At 68.2% G+C, this 26,217-nt stretch carries 14 protein-coding genes and 1 riboswitch; of the genes, 8 read left to right on the plus strand and 6 right to left on the minus strand.

Annotated elements, in window-relative coordinates:
* Nucleotides 1-63: 63 nt before the first annotated feature.
* Nucleotides 64-4,353 carry a ricin-type beta-trefoil lectin domain protein gene (locus AC3IYI_RS28110; protein ID WP_489406334.1) on the minus strand — a complete coding sequence of 1,430 codons (4,290 nt, stop codon included), beginning with the start codon at nucleotides 4,351-4,353 and terminating at the stop codon, nucleotides 64-66.
* A 397-nt stretch (nucleotides 4,354-4,750) separates the two neighbouring features.
* Between AC3IYI_RS28110 and AC3IYI_RS28115 the strand changes: the two genes are divergently transcribed.
* A complete protein-coding gene (locus tag AC3IYI_RS28115) occupies nucleotides 4,751-11,986 on the plus strand; it encodes a polymorphic toxin-type HINT domain-containing protein (protein WP_489406335.1) in 7,236 nt (2,411 codons plus the stop codon).
* Nucleotides 11,987-12,018: 32 nt separating this feature from the next.
* Nucleotides 12,019-12,522, plus strand: a complete 504-nt coding sequence (locus AC3IYI_RS28120; protein WP_489406336.1) for a hypothetical protein — start codon at nucleotides 12,019-12,021, stop codon at nucleotides 12,520-12,522.
* Nucleotides 12,523-12,650: 128 nt separating this feature from the next.
* On the opposite strand, the gene AC3IYI_RS28125 is transcribed toward AC3IYI_RS28120, so the two are convergent.
* The 5 genes from AC3IYI_RS28125 to gcvT all read right to left on the minus strand — a co-directional run bounded on the left by AC3IYI_RS28125 (nucleotide 12,651) and on the right by gcvT (nucleotide 18,904).
* Nucleotides 12,651-14,033, minus strand: a complete 1,383-nt coding sequence (locus AC3IYI_RS28125) for an L-serine ammonia-lyase (RefSeq protein ID WP_489406337.1) — start codon at nucleotides 14,031-14,033, stop codon at nucleotides 12,651-12,653.
* A 144-nt stretch (nucleotides 14,034-14,177) separates the two neighbouring features.
* Nucleotides 14,178-15,830 (minus strand): APC family permease, encoded by a 1,653-nt coding sequence (locus AC3IYI_RS28130; RefSeq protein WP_489406338.1) that lies wholly within the window; start codon nucleotides 15,828-15,830, stop codon nucleotides 14,178-14,180.
* Between the two features lie 165 nt (nucleotides 15,831-15,995).
* Nucleotides 15,996-17,252 (minus strand): serine hydroxymethyltransferase, encoded by a 1,257-nt coding sequence (gene glyA / locus AC3IYI_RS28135; RefSeq protein WP_489406339.1) that lies wholly within the window; start codon nucleotides 17,250-17,252, stop codon nucleotides 15,996-15,998.
* Between the two features lie 15 nt (nucleotides 17,253-17,267).
* Nucleotides 17,268-17,651: a glycine cleavage system protein GcvH gene (gene gcvH, locus AC3IYI_RS28140; RefSeq protein WP_489406340.1), complete on the minus strand. Its 384-nt coding sequence runs from the start codon at nucleotides 17,649-17,651 to the stop codon at nucleotides 17,268-17,270.
* Nucleotides 17,652-17,788: 137 nt separating this feature from the next.
* Nucleotides 17,789-18,904, minus strand: a complete 1,116-nt coding sequence (gene gcvT, locus AC3IYI_RS28145; RefSeq protein ID WP_489406341.1) for a glycine cleavage system aminomethyltransferase GcvT — start codon at nucleotides 18,902-18,904, stop codon at nucleotides 17,789-17,791.
* Between the two features lie 184 nt (nucleotides 18,905-19,088).
* Nucleotides 19,089-19,194, minus strand: a riboswitch (glycine riboswitch).
* A 226-nt stretch (nucleotides 19,195-19,420) separates the two neighbouring features.
* Between gcvT and AC3IYI_RS28150 the strand changes: the two genes are divergently transcribed.
* From AC3IYI_RS28150 to AC3IYI_RS28175, 6 genes are all read left to right on the plus strand, one after another.
* A complete protein-coding gene (locus AC3IYI_RS28150; protein WP_489406342.1) occupies nucleotides 19,421-20,107 on the plus strand; it encodes an AAA family ATPase in 687 nt (228 codons plus the stop codon).
* Between the two features lie 86 nt (nucleotides 20,108-20,193).
* Nucleotides 20,194-20,904, plus strand: coding sequence for an enhanced serine sensitivity protein SseB (locus tag AC3IYI_RS28155; RefSeq protein ID WP_489406343.1), 711 nt, complete (start codon nucleotides 20,194-20,196; stop codon nucleotides 20,902-20,904).
* Between the two features lie 67 nt (nucleotides 20,905-20,971).
* Nucleotides 20,972-21,712 carry an enhanced serine sensitivity protein SseB C-terminal domain-containing protein gene (locus AC3IYI_RS28160; protein ID WP_489406344.1) on the plus strand — a complete coding sequence of 247 codons (741 nt, stop codon included), beginning with the start codon at nucleotides 20,972-20,974 and terminating at the stop codon, nucleotides 21,710-21,712.
* A gap of 476 nt (nucleotides 21,713-22,188) precedes the next feature.
* A complete protein-coding gene (locus tag AC3IYI_RS28165; RefSeq protein WP_489406345.1) occupies nucleotides 22,189-23,181 on the plus strand; it encodes an ABC transporter permease in 993 nt (330 codons plus the stop codon).
* A gap of 94 nt (nucleotides 23,182-23,275) precedes the next feature.
* Nucleotides 23,276-24,991 (plus strand): ABC transporter substrate-binding protein, encoded by a 1,716-nt coding sequence (locus AC3IYI_RS28170; protein WP_489411699.1) that lies wholly within the window; start codon nucleotides 23,276-23,278, stop codon nucleotides 24,989-24,991.
* Between the two features lie 183 nt (nucleotides 24,992-25,174).
* Nucleotides 25,175-26,176, plus strand: a complete 1,002-nt coding sequence (locus AC3IYI_RS28175) for an ABC transporter permease (RefSeq protein ID WP_489406346.1) — start codon at nucleotides 25,175-25,177, stop codon at nucleotides 26,174-26,176.
* Nucleotides 26,177-26,217 lie beyond the last annotated feature (41 nt).

A 26,217-nucleotide genomic window follows, 5' to 3' on the forward strand; every position in this document is an offset into this window, starting at 1 on the left:
GCGGCCGCCCCTCCCGGGTGGGAGGGGCGGCCGTCTCGTGCTGGTGGTGGTGGTGCTGGTGGGTCAGGCTGCCGCGTCGTAACTCGGCAGGGGGGCCGACGCCGTGGCCAGGGCGGTGACGGACCAGCGCTGTGCGTCCGTCTGATTGCAGTCCCAGAGCTGGAGCTGGACCCCGTTCGTCTTGTCACCACGGTTCAGGTCGAGACAGCGACCGGAGACCGTGTTGTAGAGGCTGCCGTCGGCACGGGGCAGGAACTGCTGCGCCGGGTGGTTGTGGCAGTCGACGGCCTGGATCGGCGTGCCGTTGCCGGTCCCGGCGTCCTTGGCGTCCATGCACTTGCCCTGGATGCGCACGGTGCCGTCGGCCCGGACCTCGAACTGCTGGGCGAGCCCCCCGCCGATCTCGTTGCAGTCCCAGATCTGCACCGTGGTGGCGTCGGACGCCAGGTCCGCGCACTTGGTACCGGTCGAGGTCAGCGAGATCTTGGTGGTCGCGCCGGTGGCGGTGGGAGCAGCCGCGTAGGGGTAGGTGGCGAAGTTGCTGATGCCGCCGACGAAGGTGCCGAAGTAGTCGGGCTGCCCGTTGACCTTGTACCGGCCCAGGACCAGCGGTCCGGTCGGGGCCGGGCTGGTGGCTGCCGCGTGGTTGCCGCTCGCGGCGAGGACGCCGTTGACGTACAGGCTCATCAGGCCGGTCTTGGCGTTGTAGACGGCGGACAGGCGGGTCCAGGTGTTCGCGTTGAACCGCGCCGCGTCGTTGATCTTGTCGGACCAGTCGTACGCCCAGCCGTCCACGTCGCCCTTGGCGATGGCGAACCGCCACGAGTAGGTGGCCGCGTCCGCGTAGAGGGTGAAGGCGCTGTTGCGGGTGTTGTCCTGGCTGGCGATCAGGCCGCCGTTCGGGCCGGCCTTGGCCCAGGTGCTGATGGTGAAGCTCTTGCGGGTGTCAATGGGAGAGCCGGTGGCGGTGATCGTCGCCTGGGCGCCGTTGAACGCCGCGTAGGACGTGCTACGGCCTTCGATGGTCTCGGCGGTGGGGAAGGTGACGGCGCCCGCGAGGGTGGCGGGGGTCATGTTGCCGCCGGCGCTCGGCGTCTTGCCCGCGGTCGCGCCCGTCAGCTTCCACTGATGGGTGGGGGTGTTGAGGTTGCCCTGGAGGATGAAGGTGGGGGCGACACCGGTGACGGTGGGGTACAGCACGGTCGTCCCGTTGGGGGCCGTGCCGACTCCGTTGAAGGCGACGAGCTGCTGTTCCGTGTCGACGGCCCAGAGGTCGGGGATGTTGTCGCCGGTGAGGTCGCCGTCGGAGCCGACGCGCGGGTAGCGGGCGGGGTCGATCTTGCCGGTGATGAGGCCGGCGGCCGGGTTGGTGGCCGCGGTCAGGACCGGGTTTTCGGCGGTGCCGCCCGTGAGGCTGAAGGCGTGGAGGGTGCCGCCGTCGGTCTTGTTACGGGCCCACAGCGTCGGGAAGTTGGTGCCCTTGGCGCGGCCGGGGGTGATCAGCTCGTAGCCGTCCCACGTGGTGTCGTTGGCGGAGAGCAGGATCGCCGGGGAGTCGAGCTGGTTGGTGGAACCGGGGATGCCCAGCCACAGGCGGCCGTTCTCCACGAACAGGAGCGAGGTCTGGGGCAGGTTGACGTCGCCGCCGGCCTTGCTGTCTCCCGTGACGGAGCCGTAGGCGGCGATCTGGGTGACCTTGCTCCAGTCGGTGCCGTAGCCGTGGGTGGAGCAGGTGATGGGGGTGAAGTCGGCCTTGGCGCAGGAGGTGGGCTTGGTGACGTTGATGGGTGCCTGGCCGTCGACGAGGCCGGTGTTGTTGTTGGTAAAGTTGTAGAGGTTGGGCTTGCCCGGTTCGTGGGCGAGGAGGTCGTCGACGTTCTTGTTGCCGAGGCTGCCGCGGTGGGTGAGCTGGATGCCGTTCCAGCCGTTGCCGCTGACGCTGGAGCGGGCGAGCGCGACGGGGGCGGCTGCGGGGTCGCCGCCGCCGTTGATCTGGCGGATGTTGCCGGCGGAGTCGGCGAGGACGACGTCGGCCTTCTTGTCACCGTTGATGTCACCGAAGATCGGGGCGGGGCTGTTCGGGTTCGACGGGACGTAGAAGCTGTGGACGACGGGCTGGGACATGTTGCCCGCGTTGTCCTGCGTCTGGAGGTAGAGGTAGTTCGTGCCCCAGGCCTGCGGGGTGTACTTGATCGTCGTCTTGCCCTCGGCGGTGAAGGTCTTCACGATCTGCGGGTCGGAGTCGGTGCAGTTCCAGTCGGAAGCCGCCTTGACCGGGTCGGTGGTCCAACGGGCACAGGCCAGCCCTGAGCTGCGGGTGCTGCCGTTGGTCGGGGCGTTGTCCGCTGCGGCGAGGGTGAAGGTGCCCGGCTCACCAACGCGCTTGGGGTGGCCGCCGGTGGTGCCGGAGAGCGGGAAGTCGGTCGAGGCCACCGACGCGGAGGGCGAAGTCCGGTCGACGAAGAAGTAGCACCGCTCGCTCTCGGCGCTCCACAGGGTGTCGTCCTGCGTGTTCGAGAACCAGTAGTACTTGTGCCCGTCCTTCAAGGCGCCGAAGTCGGCGGTGACATCCCCGGACGAGGCCAGCCAGGTGCTGTTGAAGTACTGGGTACTGCCGTTGTCGTCCTCGTCGACGAGCGCGAAGTTCGTCTGGAGCTGTCGACCGGTGGGCGAGTGCGTGGCGACGGTCATCGAGGTATTGGAGTTGAGGCCGACCCAGCCCGGGTTGTCCCAGGAGTTCACGGCACCGGCGGTGCGGCAGGCGGCGTACGTGCCGGTGCCGGCGAAGCCGGGTGTGGGGGCGGTGCGAGGGTTGCCGATGGTGGGGCGGATGTCGTAGGTGACCGTGACGCGCGGGCTGTTGCCGAACCGCTGCCGGTAGTACATGTTGCCTTCGTCGTCCGGCGCGAAGCCGAACGTGAAGTGGGGCCACTTGTCGCGGGCGGCGTTCCGCATCTGGGTGGTGACGTCGTACTGGACGTCGCCCGTCCCCGAGATGTTGATGCCGCCGATCTTGACGCAGTTGCCGCCCATGCGTGAGTTCTTGTCGCAGGGCTGGTTGTTCCAAGTGGTGGGGTTGTTGATGGGACCGGTCTGGTACAGGCCCATCGGGGTGGCCGTGCTGGGGCTGGAGGAGGAGACGACGGTGGCGTGGAGCCGGGCGTCGATGACCTCGGTGTCGTAGATCGTCGAATTGATTCCGACCTGGAAGTACGCGCGCTCGCGGCCCTTCCGGGTGCACGTCGAGTACCCGCAATATCCGGCGGCGGGCGTGTTCTGGCCGTCCGTGGTGCCGTTGAACTCGTTGGTGTCGGGGTACGCCTCCTGGACCTGCGACCAGGCACGCGTCGTGTTGGTCGCGGAGGGGTTGACGCCCGGGTCGATGTACCAGGGGCCGGTGCCCTGGCCGAGGAGGGAGGTGTCGGGGATCAGGTCGATGCCGGTGGCATCGGCCTTGACGCCGATCGGCTTGAGGTTGGCGGTGTCGCCGGGGGCGTCTGCGCTGGAGGCGACGATCCGGTCGGCGGCGGCCGGCGCCGACGGCGGGGCGTCGGTGCCGCTCGCGGCCGCGGACTTGCCGCTCTTCGCGCCGCTCTGCGGGACGGCAGCCGCCTCGGGGAGGGCCTTCTTCGTGGAGTCCCACATGAAGGAGGTGGGGCTGGTGAAGTGGGCCTTTCCCTGGGCGTCGTTGAAGCGGATGTTGCCCGCCGCGTCGGCGGTGGTCTTCAGTCCGGGGGCGTCGACGCCGAGGCGGATCTTCTTCAGCGCCGGGTTCGCGGCAGCCTGGGCGGTGTGGACGATCAGGACCTGGCTCCAGCCACCGAGCTGGGTCGCGGTCAGGCGCAGGTCGACGTCGGGCAGGACGTTCTTGTAGAGCGCGTCATTGCCCTCGAGGACCGGCTTGGGCAGCTTGAAGGGCGTCTTGAAAGCCAGCCTCTTACCGTCGGCCGTGGTCATCGTCGCCATCGGCCCCGTGCCACCACCGGAGATGCTCAACGGGGAGGGAACGACGGCCGGGGATATGGTCCCGTCGGCGTTCACCCGGAGCGTCGTATCGATCGCCCGCCAGGACCCGTTGGCTTGTTTCACCCGCTCCGGAGCGGCCGCGGCATCCGTGGTGAGCGTGCCGCCGGGGTTGGCGAACGTCTGCGAGTCGGCAGTGGTCAGTGTCTCGACCGCCACCGGCTTGCCGGTGCGCTTGGCCTGCGCCAACGCGGCTTCCACGGCCTTCTGCCGGGCGGTGGGCTCGGCCTTGGCGGCGGGCTTCGGCGCGGGGCTCGGCGAGCCGGCCGCGAAGGCGGCCGGGGCGGTGATCAGCCCGGCTCCGAGACACAGCACAACGGCGCCTGTCACGTGAAGCGTGACGGCTGTGGATGCCCACCGACGCAGGAGGGCCCGAGGGCCGGGGTCAAGGGATGAAGAAGATGGCCTCATGGGCAGAGGTCCTCGCTATGCGCGTCGGTGAACGAAGGTCACGCGCACGGTGCTTGTTGGCCGAAACCCTGTCAACAATCCGTCAGGACAATATGTCTGCTTCATGCGAATAAGGATTGTGTTGGCTGTGAAGTGAGATTGATCATGTAAGCGATTGTTAAGGAAAATCTGTACGAATGAATGGCCCCCTCCCTAGGGTGCGGCTGTCCGGACTGTTCCAGAACCGGACTTTGTCATTCCTTTTTGTGGGGGGATTTTGTTGTCTCGTCAGGGTGGTTTGCTTTCGCGCGCGCGCGCGAGACGGCCACGTGTTGCGATGGTCGCCGCGCTCGCGGTGCTCATCTCCGGCCTGGGCTTGCCCGCGGTCGAAGCGGTGGCGAAGCCACCGAAGGTGTGGGTGCCGCCGAATACGGCGCTCCCGCAGACGAAGCCCGTCAAGGGCTCGAATGCCAAGCCCGTCAACGCCAAGGCACCGACGGGTAAGGCGTGGGCCCCGGACGCGAAGGCGAAAGCCCCGTCGGGAGCTGCGACCGTTCCGCTCGGCATTGCCGGCGGGTCGACAATCCCGGCCGGGGGGAAATCGGTTCAGGCCGGCACTCTGCCCGTCTGGGTTGCTCCTGTTAAGGGCCCGAAGCGTTCGGCGAAGCTGTCGGAACTCGCGACCTCGGGTTCCGGTTCCGGTGTGGGCTCGCTGCGGGTGGAGGTGAAGGACGAGGCGAAGACGCGTGCGGCTGGTGTCGGGGGCGTCCTCGTCGCTCTGACCGATGCGGCGGGTTCGGCTGCTTCGGGCAAGGTGCAGGTCGGTTTCGACGTCTCGGCGTGGGCCAAGACGACTGGTGCGAACTGGGGCGACCGTGCACGTGTCGTGCGTCTTCCCGACTGTGCGCTGACGACTCCGGGCGCGAAGGGCTGCACGGCCCGTACGCCGGTTGTCTCTCACAAGGATGCGTCGGGTCGTCTGGTTGCGGAGGTCGACGCCCCCAAGGCGGTGTCCTCCAAGACGAGTACGTTGAAGTCGGCGCCTTCGGATGCGCCGCAGATGCTGTCGACGCAGGCTGTTGCGCTGGCGGTGGAGGCGGGTCCGTCGGGGTCGAGTGGTGACTTCACCGCGACGCCCATTGCGCCGTCGATGTCGTGGCAGGCCGGCGCGAACGCGGCGAACTTCACCTACGGCTATACGGTCGAGGTTCCCTCTGCCATTGCCGGCGCCGGCCCGGATGTGGGCCTGGCCTACGACTCGTCCTCCATCGATGGCCGTACCGCATCCACGAACGCACAGGCGTCTGGTTTCGGTGAGGGCTGGGACTGGAGTCCGGGCTCGATCTCCCGTACTTACAAGGGCTGCAAGGACGCGGGGATAGCCGAGTCGGGCGACGAGTGCTGGGCCGGGGACATCCTGTCCCTGAACCTGGCAGGCCACTCCGGTCAGATCGTCCGCGACGACACGTCGTGCGTCTATCACCTTCAGGGTGAGGACGGCACGAAGATCGAGCGTCTGACCGGGCAGCGCAACGCCGCCTGGAAGGGCGAGGGCTTCAAGGTCACCACGACCGACGGGACCCAGTACTACTTCGGCTCCAACCGCCTGCCCGGCGGGGATGGCACGGACCCGGAGGCCAAGTCGGTCTCCACGGTCCCGGTCTACTTCAACAGCGGTCAGGACAAGTGCCTGGGCGCTGACACTCCCGCGAACGGGACCTGGCAGCAGCTGGGCTGGCAGTGGAACCTCGACTACGTCGTGGACCCGCACCAGAACCTGGTCTCCTACCGCTACGAGCAGGAAGACAACTTCTACGGGCGTGGCGGTGGCCAGAACGGCGGCACCGGCACCAACACGAAGTACCAGCGCGGCTCCTACCCGACCTGGATCGGCTACGGGCAGCGCCTGCCCGAGCAGATCACGGCGAAGGGCATAGCGAAGCCGGCCGTCCAGATCAACATCAAGAACGCGGAACGCTGCGTTGTGATCGGGACGGTCACCTGCACGGACACCGCCCAGCGGATCAAGGCGAACGCCGCTTCCTGGCCGGACACTCCGATCGACCAGGAATGCCCTGCCACGGGCCAGTGCCTGAACCTGTCCCCGACGTACTTCACGACGAAGAAGTTCACCCAGATCGCCACTCAGGTCTGGACGGGTACGGCCTGGCGCACGGTCGACTGGTACGACCTCAAGCACTCCTTCCAGGACCCGGGCGACGGCACGTCACCCACACTGTGGCTCGACTGGATCCAGCGCAACGCCACCAACGGCAAGACCGCGATCAAGCTTCCGGCGGTCTACTTCCAGGCGACGCAGTTCCCCAACCGCGTCGACGGTGTCGTCCGCCGCCCCGACGGTACGGATGCTTCGGCGCCGAGTTACCGGCGTCCGCGGATCCAGACGATCACCACCGAGACCGGCGGCCAGATCAACGTCGCCTACAAGGCCCCCGAATGCTCCCGCCTCGCCGGGACGATGCCGTCCTCCGAGGACGGCAACACGATGGCCTGCATGCCGGTCAAGTGGTACCTGCCCGGCCAGTCCTTCGCCGACCCGGTCAACGACTGGTTCAACAAGGTCATCGTGCAGTCCGTCACCGAGCAGGACAAGGTCGGCGGCCAGGTCAGCAAGGTCACCGACTACGAGTACGGCGGCGGCATCGCCTGGCACCGCAACGACTCGGAGTTCGCCGACCCCAAGACCCGCACCTGGGACCAGTTCCGCGGCTACGCCACGGTGACCACCCGCACGGGCAACGGCAACGCGAGCGAGGCCCCGCGCACGAAGAACGTTTCGACCTACCTGCGCGGTATGGACGGCGACGTCCTGGCCAACGGCACCAAGCGCAGCATCAACATCACCGACACACAGGGCGGGACGATCAAGGACGAGGAAGTCCTGTCCGGCTTCGTCCGCCAGAGCCAGACCTACGACCGCGACGGCGGAGCAGTGGTCTCGGACGAGGTCACCACCCCGTGGCTCGGCCCGGTCACCGCGACCCGCGCCCAGTCCGGCGGGATGCCCGCGATCACGGCCCGCGCGATGAACACGGCGAAGGTCACGACGCGCTCGAAGCTCGCCGGCGGAGGCTGGCGCACGGCCGAGCGGTCGTCGACGTATGACACGACGCTTGTGACGCGTCCGCTCCAGGTCGACGACAACAGCGACATCTCCCGCACGGACCAGCGTCTGTGCACCACCTTCGAGTACCCCACGGGCCCGGGCGGGGCGGTCACCGAACTGGCCTCCCGCACCCTGGTCATCTCCGGAACGTGCGGCCAGACCCCGACTGCGGCCAACACGGTCGGTGACACCCGCTCGTACTTCGACGGTTTGGCCTACGGCCAGGTCGGAGCGACCGCGGACGGTACGGGTACCGAGGTCCTGGAGAAGTACGACGGCGGCGGCAAGCCGGTCTACCGCCTCAACTCCACCTCCACCTACGACGCGTACGGCCGCGTCACCAGCAACACCAACAAGGTCCGTAAGGACACCGCCAACCCTGGTGGTGCGGTGACCAGGACCGAGTACTCCCCGGCCACCGGGGTGCTGCCCAGCACCATCACGCACACCAACCCGCTGGGCTGGAAGTCGGTCACCACCCTCGACATCGGCCGTTCGCAGCCGTTGAAGAGCACCGACGAGAACAGTCACGTCGGTGAACGCGTCTATGACGCGCTCGGCCGTGTCGTGAAGATCTGGCAGCCCGGTCAGAACTCCACGACGGACCTGCCGGTCCGCACGTTCTCGTACACGATGAACGGCACGAACGCGCCGTCCGCCGTTCTGAGCCAGGCGCTCATGAACGACAACACCTACACGTCCTCGTACTCGATCTACGACGGCCTCGGCCGGGTCCGCCAGACCCAGGCCACTCCGCCCTCGGGCGTGGCCGGCCGGATGATCACGGACGCGCTGTTCGACTCCCACGGATGGCAGGTCAAGACCAGCTCCGCCTACTACACCGACCAGGCGTCGCCGTCCGCGGCGGTGTTCCTGCCCAACGGCGGCGTTCAGCCCGACAGCAAGATCCCGTCCCAGACCGTCAACGTCTTCGACGGCCTCGGCCGCGTCACCGACTCCATCTCCCAGTCCTTCGGTGTGGAGCAGTCCCGCTCCAAGATCCAGTACCTGGGTGTGGACGAGACCCGCCAGATCCCGCCGGCCGGCGGCTTCGCCACGGCGACCATCACCAACGGCACCACCTCGATCCTGCGTCAGTACAAGACCGACACCCCGACCGGTGCGTACGACGACACGACGTACGTCTCGAACAGCCAGGGGCAGGAGCTTTCCCGCAAGGACTCCGCTGGCAACGAGTGGACCTTCGCCTACGACCTCCTGGGCCGTCCGGTGAAGACCACCGACCCCGACTCGGGCACCAGCACCACCGCCTATGACGACAGCAAGAACCTCGTCACGGCCACGGATGCCCGCGCCAAGAGCGTGACCACGGTTGCCGACATCTTGGGTCGCACCATCGCGACCTACGAGGGAACGGTCGTCGACCCGGCCAAGCAGGTTGGTGCGTTCACCTACGACACCAAGGCGCTGGGCAAGCCCGACACGACCACCCGCTACGTGGGCGGCAAGACGGGCAGCGCCTACGTCATGGAGGTCACCGGCTACGACGGCGGCTACCGCCCCCTCGGCACCAAGGTCACCATCCCGGCCGTCGAGAAGGAATTGGCCGGTACCTACCAGACGACCAACACCTACGACGCCTACGGGCAGCTGAAGACGACCGCCCTGCCCGGCATCACCAAGGCCGGACTGGGCGTCGAAACGCTGTCCTTCGGTACCGACGTCGCGGGCAACATGACCTCGCTCAGTGGCAAGATCGGCCTCACCAAGACGCCGTACGTCGTGGACATGCGCTACGACCCCTACGGCCAGGCCATCCGCACCACCGTCGGCGACACCGGCATGCAGGTCGTCTCCACCGTCGACTACGACGCCGGCACCGGCCGTCCCGTCCGTACGACACTCGACAAGCAGACCGCCGCCACCGCGAGCGTGGACGTCCTGGACTACACCTACAACCAGGTCGGCGATCTCACATCGATCGGTGACACGCAGGATGGTGCCACCCGTGACCTGCAGTGCTTCACACATGACTACCTCGGGCGCCTGACCCAGGCCTGGACCGACACCGGCACCCAGACCACCGCCCCGCAGCCCAGCGTCCGTGGCATCGGTGGCTGCACCAACGCCACCGGGCCCGCGGTCGACGGCAACGGCAAGCCCAGCGTGGGCGGCCCCGCCCCGTACTGGCAGCAGTACACCTACGACAACCTCGGCAACCGCAAGAAGCTCGTCAAGAAGGACACCACCGGCAACGCGGCCAACGACGTCACGATCACCCAGACGTTCGGAACCGGCCCCAACACCCCCTCCATCGACCCCCAGACGGGCGGCGGCACCGGCGGCCCGCACGCGCTGATGACCTCGACCGAGACCGGCCCGTCCGGAACCAAGGTCACCTCCTACACCTACGATGCCGCTGGAAACACCGCCGGCATCACCAGTACCCCCGGCACCAAGTCCCTGACCTGGAACGGCCAGGGCAAGCTCGACAAGATCACCGGAACCAGTCAGAGCGCCGGCACCAGCTACCTCTACGACACCAGCGGCAACCAGCTCATCCGCCGCGACCCCACCAGCACCACGCTCAACCTCGGCACCGACCAGCTCACCCTGGACACCGCCAGCGGCAAGGTCACCAACGTCCGCACCTACTCGACTCCCGGTGGCCTTTCCATCACCCGCACGACCAGCAACGGCACGTCCGCGTTCGCCTATCAGAGCTCGGACCACCACGGCACCGGCGGAGTCCAGCTCAACGCCACGGACCTCGCTCACATCCGCCGCGCCTCCGACCCGTTCGGCAACGAACGCGGAACGCAGCCCGGCCCCGGCGCTTGGGCCGGAGACAAGGGATTCGTCGGCGGCACCAAGGAGAAAGCCACCGGATTCACCCTCCTCGGCGCCCGCGAATACGATCCTGCCACCGGCCGCTTCATCAGCCCCGACCCCATCATCAACGCGGGCAACCCACAGCAGTGGAACGCGTACGCCTACTCGGAGAACAACCCCGTCAACAAGTCCGATGCGACGGGCCTGGAGAGCTGCTTCGGAGTCGCGTACTGCTCGGGCAGCAACGGCACGGACCTCGACTCCACGTTCGACGAGGACTGGTACGACAAGCACCCCGGGAAGACCGACGACGGGCCGTCCGACACAGAGCTCAAGACGGCCACGAAGAAGGTCAACGAGGCCAAGAAGAAGCGTGACAAGCTGATCGAAGAAGTCATCGACGTGGTCGGTGACCTGATCGGATACAACGACGCCCGGGACTGCTTCACCAAGGGCGACGTGATGGCCTGCATCAACACGGCCCTGAACTTCGTTCCCTGGGGCAAGCTCGTCAAGGCCGTCAAGGTCGGCATCAAGGCCTTCAAGATCTACAAGGAGATGAACAAGGCCTACGACGCCATCCACGAGGCCGAACGCGGAGCCGCCAAGGCCGCCGAGGCCTACAGCACGGCAAAGAAGGCTTTCAAGGAAGCGCGCGACGCGGAGGCCAAGGCAGCCCAAGCGGGGGCAGAGAAGGCCGGCAAGGAAACAGCCAGTGACGCCGCAGGAACAGAAAGCCGCGCGGCCAACGAAAGCGCTGACGCCGCCGGAGCGGAAAGCCGCGCGGCCAAGGAAGGCGGCGGCTCGGAAGTCAGTGGCGCGGGATCCGAAACTCGGGTAAGCCCGGCGTGCAACAGCTTCCCATCCGGCGTCCAGGTGCTGATGGCCGACGGTACGGCCAAATCCATCGAGGACGTCCAGGACGGCGATGTGGTCATGGCCACCGACCCGCAGACCGGCGAAACCCTGCCCAAGACCGTCACCACCACGATCACCACCCCGGACGACAAGGACTTCACCGACCTCACACTGGTCAACGACGCTAGCCCGCAGGCCCCGTCGGCGAAGATCACCTCCACGTATCACCACCCGTACTGGAGCGAGACCCGCGGCCAGTGGGTCGATGCCGGTGAACTCGCCCCGGGGGAGCAACTCCGCCAGCCCGATGGCACCACACTCACGGTCAAGAGCACGCGTAACTACCCCTACGCGGTCACCACGCACAACCTGACCGTCGAGGACCTGCATACGTACTATGTGCTCGCAGGTGCCACTCCGGCCCTCGTGCACAACTGCGATACCAAGGTTATTGCGTATCACTACACGACCAAGGAGAGCTATCAGCGGATCATGAGTGGTGGTGCGAAGGGTAAGATCAACCTCAGGGCGGCGAACCCGAGCAAGGGTAATCCGCGAGGTGTCTATCTGACCGGAATGAGCCCTTCGGATATCGCCAAGAAGCCCGGTGGCTTCAAGTCCTACCTGGGACTGACGCGAGAGAAGTCCGAGTATGTAATCCAATTCGAAGTCTGCGCGTGCAAGGTGTCCGGGCGTCTGAGAGGCGGGCGGGACCATGTCTGGTTCTCACCCGATGATCTGGACATTGCTCGTACTGACATCATGTATGCCGGGCCCGTCAAGGGATTCAGGTAGCGGAATTAGCTCGGACTCGCGAAGGGAACTCGATGGACTTCTCCGGATATTCCACCGATGTCGTTGTGGTCGGCGATGTGAGGCGAACTTTCAGTCGCTTCTCGGCCAGGCTTCACGAAAAATGGCCGAATCATCTGGTCAACGGAAGCGATTCGACGTCAGTTGATTTCGGGTCGATTTCTCTCGATGCTGAGAGCCAGGACGCGACCTCAGACATTTTCACCTTCTCTCGTGACCAGTCGATGGAAGAATTCTGGGAAGAGAGCGGATACTCGCTCGACGCTGCAGGGGAAGGGCCTGTCGCTGTTTTCTGCAAGCCGTTCAAGCGCTTCTCCGTGCAGGTGGACAGTGGTACCGAGGTTGCGACGGGAGCGTCGTGGCAAGGTGCCCTCGTGGCGATTTCGGAGGGGTTCCATCTGTCTCTCGTGACACCTGAAGACCCATCGGACGACGACTTTTCTCGATGGGTCAAGGATTGCCTGATCGAGTCGCTGTGGGATCCGCCGCCGACTCCTGCCGCCACGTGCGGGACGTGACGTAGCCCACCGGGAATCCGGGGACGTCCAAGGTCGCCGGCCCCCGGACGACAGTGCACAAAAGAGCCCCACGCCACCGGAAGCCGGGTGGCGTGGGGCTCTTCTCGTTCAGGCGCGGGAAGACCGGGTCAGCATTCGATGACGTTGACCGCCAGGCCGCCGCGGGCGGTTTCCTTGTACTTGACCTTCATGTCGGCGCCCGTCTCCTTCATGGTCTTGATGACCTTGTCGAGGGAGACCTTGTGGGTGCCGTCGCCGCGCATCGCCATCTTGGCCGCGGTGACGGCCTTGACCGCCGCCATGCCGTTGCGCTCGATGCAGGGGATCTGGACGAGGCCGCCGACCGGGTCGCAGGTGAGGCCGAGGTTGTGCTCCATGCCGATCTCGGCCGCGTTCTCGACCTGCTCCGGGGTGCCGCCCAGGACCTCGGCGAGCGCGCCGGCCGCCATCGAGCAGGCCGAGCCGACCTCGCCCTGGCAGCCGACCTCGGCGCCGGAGATCGAGGCGTTCTCCTTGAAGAGCATGCCGATCGCGCCCGCGGCGAGGAGGAAGCGGACCACGCCGTCCTCGTCGGCGCCCGGCACGAAGTTCATGTAGTAGTGCAGGACCGCGGGCAGGACCCCCGCCGCGCCGTTGGTCGGCGCGGTGACGACCCGGCCGCCGGCCGCGTTCTCCTCGTTGACCGCCATCGCGTAGATGGTCGCCCACTCGCTGCGGTGCATCATCGGGTCGCCCTCGGTGCGCAGCTGGCGCGCCGTGGAGGCGGCCCGGCGCTTGACCCGCAGGCCGCCGGGGAGGATGCCCTCGCGGGACATGCCGCGCGAGACGCAGGCCTGCATGACGCGCCAGATCTCCAGCAGGCCCTCGCGGATCTCGTCCTCGGTGCGCCAGGCCTTCTCGTTCTCCAGCATCATCGAGGAGATCGACAGGCCGGTCTCGTTCGCGAGGCGGAGCATCTCGTCGCCGCTGCGGAAGGGGTACTTCAGCGGGGTGTCGTCGAGCTTGATCCGGTCCTCGCCGACCGCGTCCTCGTCCACGACGAAGCCGCCGCCGACCGAGTAGTAGGTCTTCTCCAGGAGCGGGTTGCCCGACTCGTCGTACGCGAAGAGCGTCATGCCGTTCGCGTGGTACGGGAGCGAGCGCCGGCGGTGCAGGATCAGCTGGTTCGGCTCGTCGAAGTCGATCTCGTGGCCGTCGCCTATTTCCGTGCCCAGCAGGCGCAGGCGGCCGCTCTGGCGGATGCGCTCGACCTCGGCGTCGGCGGTCTCCACGTTCACGGTGCGGGGGGAGTGGCCCTCCAGGCCCAGCAGGACCGCCTTGGGGGTGCCGTGGCCGTGCCCGGTGGCGCCGAGCGAGCCGAAGAGCTCGGCGCGGACCGAGGTGGTCTGGGCGAGGACGCCGTCCTTCTTGAGCCGGGTCACGAACATGCGCGCGGCGCGCATCGGTCCGACGGTGTGGGAGGAAGAGGGACCGATGCCGATCGAGAAGAGATCGAAGACGGAGATGGCCACGGTTGCGGACTCCTATGTCTGCTCGTGGGTGGGAAGCGTGGGCAGGAGGGGTGGAGAGGGGTGATCTGCGGATTTTGTCCGACAGCCGAGCTTAACGCGGTGAGGTGAACAGCTCGGCCGCCGGACGGGTCGGGTAGGGGATGCTCAGGCGTGGCTCAGTTCGCGCTCCGGTGCGTCGGCCGCGTCCGCCTCCTCGGTGGGGGCGGCGTCCAGGACCGGGTCCGGGCCCGGCAGGCCCGCGTAGTGGGCCTTGACCCCGGACCGTACGGCCCAGAAGTAGAAGCCCAGGGCCGAGAGGCCCACGAGGGCGATGTCCACGCCGCCGGGGATGAGGCCGTGGCCGCCGAATTCCTTGCTGCCGAGCGCCGACAGCGTGCCCAGCCACAGCAGGAAGGCGATCATCCACCAGGCCGGGGCGAACTGCCTGGCCAGGTTCTTCTCGCCCTTGCGCTTGAGCACGACGGCCGCGATCGGGGCGGCGACCAGGGTGAGCAGCACCACCTTGCCGGTGTCCGGCCACTTGGACCAGTACAGGGCGCAGGCGGCGAAGGCGAAGGTGACCGGGCACAGGACCTTGGCCGCCGGGAGGCGGAAGGGGCGCGGCAGCTCGGGCTTCGTCTTGCGGAAGACGCCGACCGCGATGGGGCCGATCAGGTACGAGACCACCATCGCGGCGGAGACGACGCTGGCCAGGGCCTCCCAGCTGTGGCCGACGGTGACCAGCAGCAGGACCGAGAAGCCGAGGTTCAGCCACATCGCGGGACGCGCGGTGCCGTACTTGGGGTGGACCTCGCGGATCTTCTTCGGGAAGAAGCCGGTGTCCGCGAGGTTCTGCGCCATGTACGAGGCCGAGGCGACGTTGCCGATGTTGGCGCCGGACGGGGAGATGAAGGCGCCGAACTGGAGCATCGTGACGACCCAGTGGAGCATCAGCATCTTGGCGAGGTCGGCGAACGGCGAGGAGAAGTTGATGCCGCTCCAGCCGCCGGCCTCGGCCAGCTTCTCCGGCGGGACACCGCCGATGAAGGCGATCTGCAGGGCCAGGTAGATGACCAGGCCGAGGGAGAGCGCGCCTACCAGGGCCAGCGGGATGGCGCGGCCGGGGTTCTTGGCGGCGCCGCCGAGGTTGACGACGGCCTGGAAGCCGTTGAAGGCGAAGACCACGCCGGAGGTGGTGACGGCGGTCATGACCGCGGACCAGCCGTTGGGTGCGAAGCCGCCGTGGTCGGTGAAGTTGCCGGTGTGGAAGCCGGAGGCGATCAGGGCGATCACGGCGAGCACCGGGATGGCGAACTTGACCAGGGTGAGCAGGTTGTTCGCCTTGGCGAGCAGTGCGACCGACCAGTAGCAGGCCAGCCACAGCGCCACGGTCAGGAACAGCGCCATCGCCATGCCGGAGGTGGTCAGGCCGCCGTTCTCGACCAGGCCCTTGGCCCAGCCGAAGTTCCAGGAGGACATGTACTGCGTACCGGCGATGGACTCGATCGGGATCAGTGCGGCGATGGCGATCCAGACCGCCCAGCCGGTGATGAAGCCCAGCACCGGCCCGTGCGAGATGGTGCCGAAGCGGGCCATCGAGCCGGGCAGCGGGTAGGCGGCGCCCACCTCGGCGTAGGACATGGCGATCATGCCGATGAAGACGGCACCGATGACCCAGGCGATGATCGCCGCCGGTCCCGCGACCGCGGCCGCCTGGCCCGCCCCGAAGAGCCACCCCGATCCGAAGATCGAGCCGAGCCCGATCATGATCAGGGCGAAGAGACTGAGTCCCTTCTTGTTCGCTGCGCTCATGTCCATGAGGTGTGCTGTCCGTCCTGCCAGGGGTGCGGTCGTTCCTTATTCGGAGCCTATTTGCCATTTATTGGAAGAATCAGCGGCAATAGGTCGCATCCGCCTGGGGCTTTGGTCATGAAAGGGGCCCGGCCCTGTGCACAACAAGGCCGGGCCCTCCCAAGCCGGTGCCTAGAGCGTCGGGTACAGCGGGAACTTCGCGGCGAGCGCCGAGACGCGCGCCTTCAGGTCCTCGGCGTCGTAGGCGGGCTTCAGCGCCTGCGCGATGATCTCGGCGACCTCGGTGAAGGCCTCGGCGTCGAAACCGCGGGTGGCCAGCGCCGGCGTACCGATCCGCAGACCCGAAGTGACCATCGGCGGCCGCGGGTCGTTCGGGATGGCGTTGCGGTTGACCGTGATGCCGACCTCGTGGAGGCGGTCCTCGGCCTGCTGGCCGTCCAGCTCGGAGTTGCGCAGGTCGACCAGGACCAGGTGCACGTCGGTGCCGCCGGTGAGGACGTCCACGCCCACGGCCTTGACGTCGTCCTGGACCAGGCGGGCGGCGAGGATCTTCGCACCCTCCAGGGTGCGCTCCTGGCGCTCCTTGAACTCGGGCGAGGCCGCGACCAGGAAGGAGACGGCCTTGGCCGCGATCACGTGCTCCAGCGGGCCGCCCTGCTGACCCGGGAAGACCGCGGAGTTGATCTTCTTGGCCAGCTCCTGCGTCGACAGGATGACACCGCCGCGCGGACCGCCGAGGGTCTTGTGCGTGGTGGTGGTCACGACGTGGGCGTGCGGCACCGGGTTCGGGTGCAGACCCGCGGCGACCAGGCCGGCGAAGTGCGCCATGTCGACCATCAGGTACGCGCCGACCTCGTCCGCGATGCGGCGGAAGGCGGCGAAGTCGAGCTGGCGCGGGTAGGCGGACCAGCCCGCGACGATCAGCTGCGGCTTGGACTCCTTGGCGAGGCGCTCGACCTCGGCCATGTCGACCTCGCCGGTCTTGTCGACGTGGTACGGGACCACGTTGTAGAGCTTGCCGGAGAAGTTGATCTTCATGCCGTGGGTCAGGTGACCGCCGTGGGCCAGGTTCAGGCCCATGATCGTGTCGCCCGGCTTGATCAGCGCGAACATCGCGGCCGCGTTCGCCTGCGCACCGGAGTGCGGCTGGACGTTCGCGTGCTCGGCGCCGAAGAGCGCCTTGATGCGGTCGATCGCGATCTGCTCGACCACGTCGACGTGCTCACAGCCGCCGTAGTAGCGGCGGCCGGGGTAGCCCTCGGCGTACTTGTTGGTCAGGACCGAGCCCTGGGCCTCCATGACGGCGACCGGAGCGAAGTTCTCCGACGCGATCATTTCCAGGGTGGACTGCTGGCGCACGAGCTCGGCGTCGACGGCCGCGGCGACGTCCGGGTCGAGCTCGTGGAGGGGAGTGTTCAGTACAGACATCAGGGTTCCCTGGGGTCAGTTGCCGGAGGTGAGAGCGGTGTACTCGCCGAAGGAGAGCACGTCCTTGGGCTCCTCGGAGATGCGCACCTTGAACAGCCAGCCGCCCTCGAAGGGAGCGGAGTTCACCAGCGCCGGGTCGTCGACGACGTCCTGGTTGAACTCGACGATCTCGCCGGAGACGGGGGAGTACAGGTCGCTGACCGACTTGGTCGACTCCAGCTCGCCACAGGTCTCACCCTCGGTCACGGTGTCGCCGACCTCGGGAAGCTGGGCGTAGACGACGTCACCGAGCGCGTTGGCCGCGAACTCCGTGATGCCGACCGTCGCGACGCCGCCCTCGGCGTCCGACAGCCACTCGTGCTCCTTGGTGTAACGCAGCTTCTGCTGGGGGTTGCTCATGACCTGATTCTCCTGGATGCGGGGGAGTGGATACGAACGGTGTGTCTTGCGTACCGAGACGGGGCGCGGGGGAGCGGCCGTACGGGAGACCCGGGCGGCCGGGGCTTCCCGGGGCTCCCCGGGAACGGCGGTGAGGGTTACTTCTGCCGCTTGTAGAACGGCAGGGCCACGACCTCGTACGCCTCATGCGTACCGCGAATGTCCACGCCGACGCCGGAGGTGCCGGGCGCGGCGTGCGCCGCGTCGACGTAGGCCATCGCGATCGGCTTGCCCAGCGTCGGGGACGGGGCGCCCGAGGTGACCTCGCCGACGACCTGGCCGTCGAAGGTCACGGAGAAGCCGGCGCGCGGCACGCGGCGGCCTTCGGCGATCAGGCCGACCAGCTTGCGCGGCGGGTTCGTCGCGGCGCGCTCGGCGGCGGCCTCCAGAGCGGCGCGGCCCACGAAGTCGCCCTCCTTCTCGAACTTCACGACCCGGCCCAGCCCCGCGTCGAACGGGGTGAGGGAGGTGGTCAGCTCGTGCCCGTACAGCGGCATGCCCGCTTCCAGGCGCAGGGTGTCGCGGCAGGACAGGCCGGCCGGGACCAGGCCGACGCCCTCGCCCGCCTTGGTCAGCGCCTGCCACAGCTCCACGGCGTGCTCGGGGGCGACGAACAGCTCGAAGCCGTCCTCGCCCGTGTAGCCGGTACGCGCGATCAGCGCGGGCACCCCGGCGACCGTCCCGGGCAGGCCGGCGTAGTACTTCAGCCCGTCCAGGTCGGCGTCGGTGAGGGAGGCGAGGATGCCGGGGGACTCCGGACCCTGCACCGCGAGCAGCGCGTACGCGTCGCGGTCGTCGCGGACCTCGGCGTCGAAGCCGGCGGCGCGCTCGGTGATCGCGTCCAGGACGACCTGGGCGTTGGAGGCGTTCGCGACGACCATGTACTCGGTCTCGCCCAGGCGGTAGACGATCAGGTCGTCGAGGATGCCGCCGTCTTCCCGGCAGATGTGCGTGTAGCGGGCGCGGCCGACGCCGACGGTGGAGATGTTGCCGACCAGCGCGTAGTCCAGGACCTTGACGGCCTCGGGGCCGGTCAGGGTGATCTCGCCCATGTGGGAGAGGTCGAAGAGACCGGCCTTGGTGCGGACGGCGTTGTGCTCGTCGCGCTCGCTGGCGTACCGCAGGGGCATGTCCCAGCCCGCGAAATCGGTCATGGTGGCACCGAGGGAACGGTGCAGCGCATCGAGGGCGGTCAGGCGGGGGGCAGTGCTCATGGGTGTGGCTCCCGGGTCCCAGGGCATGACATGACGAGGAGGAGTTCCTCCCCATCTGTCATCGGAACCTGAGAGGTTCGCCGAGAGTTCCCCGCTTCCAGGGGAAGGCCATCGACTTGCACCTTGGGTGGAACCGTCGCCGGGGCCCTCACGGGCGGTGGCGCGGCTCGCTTTTCAGATCTGCCTCATCCACGCGGTACGGGGCCTGAGAGATTCAAGGGAGGTACTTGCTCCTTCGGCGCCCGGGCACCGCCTTGCGGCGTACCCCGGGACTCTCCCGCGCGGATTCAAGCGGCCGGTATGCAGTTAGGTGTCCAGATGGCGCACATCATTGCACGACGTGCGGCCGAATGGGGGAGGGGGTCCACGCGGGGAGCCGACCCGGGGCGGAACCGGAGCGGAAACCGGAGCGGAAACCGGAGCGGACCGGGAGCGGAACCGGAGACCCCGGATTACCGTCTCTTTACACTCAGGGGGACAGGGTCCAGGCGACCCGTCGCGGGGGAGGCGAACACTGTGCGGAGATTCGGACTACTGGCGGCGACGAGCACCGGCACCGTCGAGGGCACGGTGGCCGGGGTGCCGTCCCAGCGTGGCGTCGTACGGGATCCCGCGGCGGGCGCAGCGGCGGGGGAGCCCGCAGCGGTACGGGACCTGCGCGGGGCCGAGGGCCCGCGGCGGCTGCGCTTCGCCGCGGGGGACGTCGTGGTGGTCTCCGGACTGCCCGGCGGCGGCAAGAGCACCCTGATCAAGCGGGCCGCGGAGGGCGGCGGCATCGACTCCCAGGACGCCCGCGAGCGGTGGGAGCGCCGGATGCCGACCGCCCTGCCCTACGCGGTGTACCGCCCGGCGGTCCGGATCGCGCACTACTGGGGCCTGTGGCGGGTGCTCCGCTCCGGGGCCCCGGCCGTTGTCCACGACTGCGGCACGCAGAGTTGGGTACGGGCGCTGCTGGCCTCGGCCGCCCGGCGGCGCGGCCGTGCGCTGCACCTGGTGCTGCTGGACACCACCCCGGAGGAAGCGCGGGCCGGGCAGGCGGCGCGGGGCCGGGGCGTCTCCGCGTACGCCTTCGCCCGGCACCGGGGCGCGGTGGCCCGGCTGCTGCGCGAGGCCGAGGCGGGCCGCCCGCCGGCCGGCTGCGCGTCGGTGACCCTGCTGGACCGCCCGGCGGCGTCCCGGCTGACGTCGATCGGCTTCCTCTAGCGGCGGCGGGGGCGGGCCCCGGCCGCGGTGTCGCAGGCGCCCGTTAATCTCGGGTCGAGACCAAGGGCAAGCGAGCGGAGACGTACATGTGGCCGGGTAACGAGCTGGAACAGGTGCTCGGGGCGGCGCTCGGACAGGCGGACGCCGGGGGGCGGATCGTCGAGGTCCTCGGGCGGAGCCGGCTGTGGATCCCGCTGCCCGGCGGGGTGAACAGCCTGAGCCTGCCCACCATGGAGATCGAAGGCGCCGCGTACGTGCCCGTCTACAGCTCCGAGGAGCAGTTCCGCGCCTGCGTCGGACCCGCCATGGACTTCGCCGTCGCCCCCGCCGTGGACTTCGCCCGAGGCCTGCCCCCGCAGCTCGGCCTCGCGGTCAATCCCGAGGGATCCGTCGGCGTGCCCCTGCCCCCGCCCGCCGTCGCGGAGCTCTGCCGCACCGGCCGCGGCCCGCTCGACGGCCCCGCCACCGGCGGCCGGGTCCGGCTGTTCGAGCCCGACTGGCAGGAGGACCCGGTCGAGTTCCTGACCGCCGCCGCGGAGGAGTTCCGGGCGACCGGAGTCGTCGCGTCCGCGCACCGCTGCCTCGCCAGCGTCGAGGGCGGCTCGCCGGAGCTCTACGTCGGCGTCCGAATGGTGGGATGGGAGCCCGGGATGCGAAACGCCCCGATGGAGGCGCTGGGCCGGGCCCTGACCCGCGTACCACCGCCCTGGCCGGTGCAGTTGATCCTGCTCGACGCCGCGGAAGACCCGGTCGTCGACTTCATCACCACGCGCGTACGCCCCTTCTACCTGCCGTAGTGACGCTTAAGCTGGTGGCCGACACGCGTGGACGACGGGCGGACGAACAGACGAAGAGGGGTACCGGGTGAGTGCGTCAGGCACGGCCGCGGTCGGGCAGGTCGAGCACATGCTGCGCCAGGTGACTCCCGGGCGCTACGAGAGCTACGAGTCCCTCCTGCACGCCCTGGCCGAGGGACGGCTGTGGATGCTCCTGTGGCAGGGGCAGCCCGGCTCCCCCGAGGCGCAGTACGGCGGCATGGAGGTCGACGGCCTCGGGTACGCGCCCTGCGTGACCTCCCCGCAGGAGCTGGCCGCCAGCGGCTGGAACCGCACGTACGAGGTGGTCACCGGCCGGGACATCGCCCGCGCCCTCTACCCCGACCGCTGGGGGCTGTGGCTCAATCCGCACGCCCAGGGCGGCGGCGTCGGCCTTCCCTGGGCCGACCTGCGCCGGATCGCCACCGGGCTGGACCGGATGCCGGCCGGCCCGCTGCGGCTGTCCGAGCCCGCCATCGAGCTGCCGCAGTTCTACGGGCTGCTCACGCAGCACGCGCACCGCACGCCCGCCGTCCGCTCGCTGCGCCGCGCCTGGGTGCAGCCCGCGCTGGGGTCCCCGTACCTCGCCGTCGGGCTCGACCTGTACGACGCCTCCGCGCACGCGCTGGAATCCGTCCGCGAGATGATGCGCCAGTCGGTCGGCGCGGTCCCCGAGGGGGTGCCCGTCTGCACGGTCGCGCTCGCGGACGAACACGACCCGGTGGCGATGTGGCTGCGGGCGCGGACCAGGCCCTTCTACGACCGCGAGGGGCAGGCGCCCGCCTACTGAGACATCGGCATTCAGCCACCCGAGGCCGCACGGAACAGTCGTTCCGCGCGGCCTTTGCGTTGTCCTGATTTCGACGCTGATGTACGCCCAATAGGCACGCTCGTAGGCCGAGTTGGGCGCCATGTCCGATTCCCTACCGAACGGGACGTCTTGCTCCGCTGAGACGACAGTGAAGTCCGGATAACGGGAACCCGACCCTCAGATCACGGTTGCGCATCCATTCACCTGCGGGTCTGGCGGCTGATCGAGCGCCCGATGAAGACTCCCCACCCAAGAGCGGGTCAGTCCTCCAAGGGTGAGCCCGTCACAGGAACTTCGCCTGTTGTTTCGTACAGCACCATGCGCACCACCAGCACTACCTGTTCCGCAGCACGCACCCGCAGCACCTCGCATTCCGAGCGCCACTCCGCACCAACGCCGCCACAGCGGCGGGCATGGGCCGGCTCACCCGTCGGCCGAGAGGGGTCCCCACCACGATGACGGCACCACTGCACGACATGAGCGCGGAGACACCCGCACCCGTGTCCGTAGCCGACGTCCCCGCCAAGGCCATCGAAGGCCGCTCACCCGGTCGGATCGCCTGGACGCGGCTCAAGCGCGACAAGGTCGCGCTGACGGGCGGCGTGATCGTGATCCTCCTGATCCTCGTGGCGGTCTTCGCCCCGCTGATCGTGAGCCTGCTGGGCCACCCGCCCAACGAATTCCACGAGGATCTGCTCGACCCGGAATTCGGCACACCGCTCGGGTCCTACGGCGGCATCAGCTCCGACTTCCTGCTGGGCGTGGAGCCGACCAACGGCCGCGACGTGTTCAGCCGGATCGTCTACGGCGCCCGCATCTCCCTGACCGTCGCCTTCCTCGCCGCCTTCGTCTCCGTCGTCCTCGGCAGCCTGCTGGGCGCCCTGGCCGGATTCCTCGGCGGCTGGGTCGACGGCGTCATCAGCCGCACCATGGACCTGCTGCTGGCCTTCCCGCAGCTGCTGTTCACCATCTCGCTGGTCTCCGTAGTTCCCAACTCCCTGTGGGGATTCACGGGTTCGGGCGTCCGGATGGGCGTCCTGGTGATCGTCATCGGCTTCTTCGGCTGGCCCTACATCGGCCGCATCGTGCGGGGCCAGACGATCTCGCTGCGCGAGAGGGAGTACGTCGAGGCCGCGCGCAGCCTCGGCGCCGGCCGCGGCTACATCCTGATCAAGGAGCTCCTGCCGAACTTGATCGCGCCGATCCTCGTCTACACGACGCTGATCATCCCGACCAACATCCTGACGGAGGCGGCCCTCAGCTTCCTCGGTGCCGGCGTCAAGCCGCCCACCGCCTCCTGGGGAAAGATGCTCTCCGACGCCATCCCGATCTACCAGGACGACCCGATGTACATGGTCGTGCCCGGTATGGCCATCTTCATCACCGTCCTGGCGTTCAACCTCTTCGGGGACGGGCTGCGCGACGCACTCGACCCCAAGGGCAGCTGAACCGCTTCATCGATTCACCCACCAATGGAGGTTGAACCACGTGATCCGCAGAAAGAAGGCGCTCGCGATCACCGCGGTGGTCGCTGCCCTGTCGATGTCCGCCGTGGCGTGCAGCAAGGACGAGGCCAAGACCCCGTCCGAGGGCAAGCCGGCCGCCGGCGCCGCCGCATTCAACGCCGCGACCACCGGTGTCGTTAACCCGTCGACCACCAAGGGCGGAGAGCTCAAGCTCTGGTCCCCCCAGGACGTCGACTACCTCGACCCGGCGCGCGCCTACTACGGCTTCGTCTGGAACCTGCAGCGCCTCTACATCCGCCAGCTGTTCGCGTACGACAGCAAGCCGGGCGCCGCGGGCACCAAGCTGGTCCCGGACCTCGCCGCGGGCGAGCCGGTCCTGAGCAACGACGGCAAGACGTACACCGTCAAGATCAAGGACGGGGTGAAGTTCGAGGACGGTACCCCGATCACCTCGAAGGACTTCAAGTACGGCATTGAGCGCGTCTTCGCGCAGGACGTGCTGTCCGGCGGTCCCACGTACCTGATCGACATCCTCGACCAGGGCCAGAAGTACCCCGGCCCGTACAAGGACACCGACCCCGACAAGATGGGTCTGAAGTCCGTCCAGACGCCGGACGAGAAGACGATCGTCTTCAACCTGGCGAGCGCCAACTCCGACTTCAAGTACCTGCTGGCCATGCCCTCCTCCTCCCCGGTCCCCGCGGGCCAGGACAAGGGCGCCACCTACACCAACAAGCCGGTCTCCACCGGTCCTTACAAGGTGTCGGAGTTCACGGCGAGCAAGGGCGCGACGTTCGTCCGCAACGAGAACTGGGACCCGAAGACGGACACGATCCGCACGGGCCTGCCGGACAAGGTCTCCTTCACGGTGACGACCAACCCGGACGACATGGACGCGCGTCTGCTCTCCGGTGACATCGACCTCGCGGTCGACGGCACGGGCATGCAGGCGGCCGGCAAGAACAAGGTCCTCAAGGACGAGGCGCTCAAGGCCAACGCGGACAACCCGTTCACGGGCTACATCCGCTACTTCGCCTTCCCGACGACCGTCGCTCCGTTCGACAACGTCGAGTGCCGCAAGGCCGTCATCTACGCGGCCGACCCCAAGTCGCTGCAGACCGCCCGCGGCGGCCCGACCAGCGGTGACCTCGGCGCGAACATGCTGCCGCCCGGCATCCCCGGTGCCGACAAGAAGTACGACCCGTACAACCTGACCAAGGGCGAGCCGCAGATCGAGAAGGCCAAGGAAGCCCTCAAGGCCTGTGGCAAGCCCGACGGCTTCACCACCACGATCGCGGTCCGCAACAACCGTGCCCCCGAGGTCAAGTCGGCCGAGTCCCTGCAGGCCGCGCTCGACAAGGTCGGCATCAAGGCCACGATCGACCAGTACGACGGCAAGCTCTCCTCTTCCGTCATCGGTTCGCCCGAGAACGTGAAGACCAAGGGCTACGGCATCATCGTCATGGGCTGGGGCGCCGACTACAACTCCGGCTCGGGCTTCCTGCAGCCGCTGGTCGACGGCACGTTCATCCTGCCGAACGGCAACAACAACTTCACGATGATCAACGACCCGGAGATCAACGGGCTGTTCAAGACCGCCGCCGCCGCTGCCACCCCGGACGCCGCCGCGCCGTTCTACACCCAGATCAACCAGAAGATCATGGAGAAGGCCCTCTACCTGCCGATCAACTTCGACAAGGCCTTCGTCTACCACAACCCGCGCCTGACCAACGTCTACTTCAACGACTCGATGGGCAAGATCGACCTTGCCACCATCGGCGTCATGAAGTAGTCGAAGCCGCCGAGGAACCCAGGCCGCCCGGCCCCGCCGGGCGGCCCAGGGCCCGCGGCACGTCAGTTACAGCTGGTTCGCCTTCACCGCACATGCGCTAGTCCGAAGGGCAGGTGAAGGCCGCAGGCGGCGGCCGCCGTCCCCACAAGGGGCGGCGGGCGCCGGCCCGAGCGGCCGACTGCAGTGCTCGTCTACCTCATACGGCGACTTTTCAACGTCGCCGCAACGCTGCTGGTGGTCTCCGCGGTCACCTTCGGCATCTTCTTCGCGGTCCCGAAGCTGACCGGCAGCGACCCGGCGCTCATGTACGCCGGACGCGAGACCAACGCGACCGCCCTGGCGGGCATCCGGGTGAAGATGGGCTTCGACAAGCCCATCTCCGAGCAGTACCTGATCTTCATGAAGGGCATCTTCACCGGCCGGGACTACGACGGCGGCACAGGGATCACTCACTGTGCGGCCCCGTGCTTCGGCTACTCCTTCAAGACCGAGGTGCCCGTCTGGGACACCATGGTCGACCGCATGCCGGTCACCCTCTCGCTCGCTCTCGGCGCTGCCGTGATCTGGGTGATCGCGGGTGTGGCCACCGGTGTGATCTCGGCGCTCAGGCGCCGCACCGTGGTCGACCGCACCGTCATGATCGGCGCGCTCGCCGGTGTGTCCCTGCCGATCTTCTTCACCGGCATGGTGGCCCCCGCGATCTTGGTCTACGGCCTCCACTGGCTGGACCCCTCCAACTACAAACCGATCACCGAGGATCCGGGAGCATGGCTCAACTCCATGATCCTGCCCTGGGTGACCCTGGCCTTCCTCTTCGCCGCCACCTACGCCCGCATCACCCGCGCCACGATGCTGGAAGTGCTCGGCGAGGACTACATCCGCACCGCCCGCGCCAAGGGGCTCAAGGAGGGCGTGGTCATCCGCAAGCACGCCCTGCGCTCCACCCTCACCCCGGTCGTCACGATGTTCGGCCTCGACCTCGGCGGACTCCTCGGCGGCGCGGTGCTCACCGAGACGACCTTCAACTTCCCGGGTCTGGGAACGGCCGCCGTCGCCGCGATCGGCGCGGGCGACCTCCCGGTGATCATGGGCGTCACCCTGCTGTCCGCGCTCTTCGTGGTGCTGGCCAACCTGATCGTGGACCTTTTGTACGCCGTCATCGACCCGCGCGTGAGGCTGACGTGACCGAGAACCACAGCGCCGACGCCGCCCTCGCGTCCGCCCCT

The organism is Streptomyces sp. GL_148, assembly GCF_057834205.1.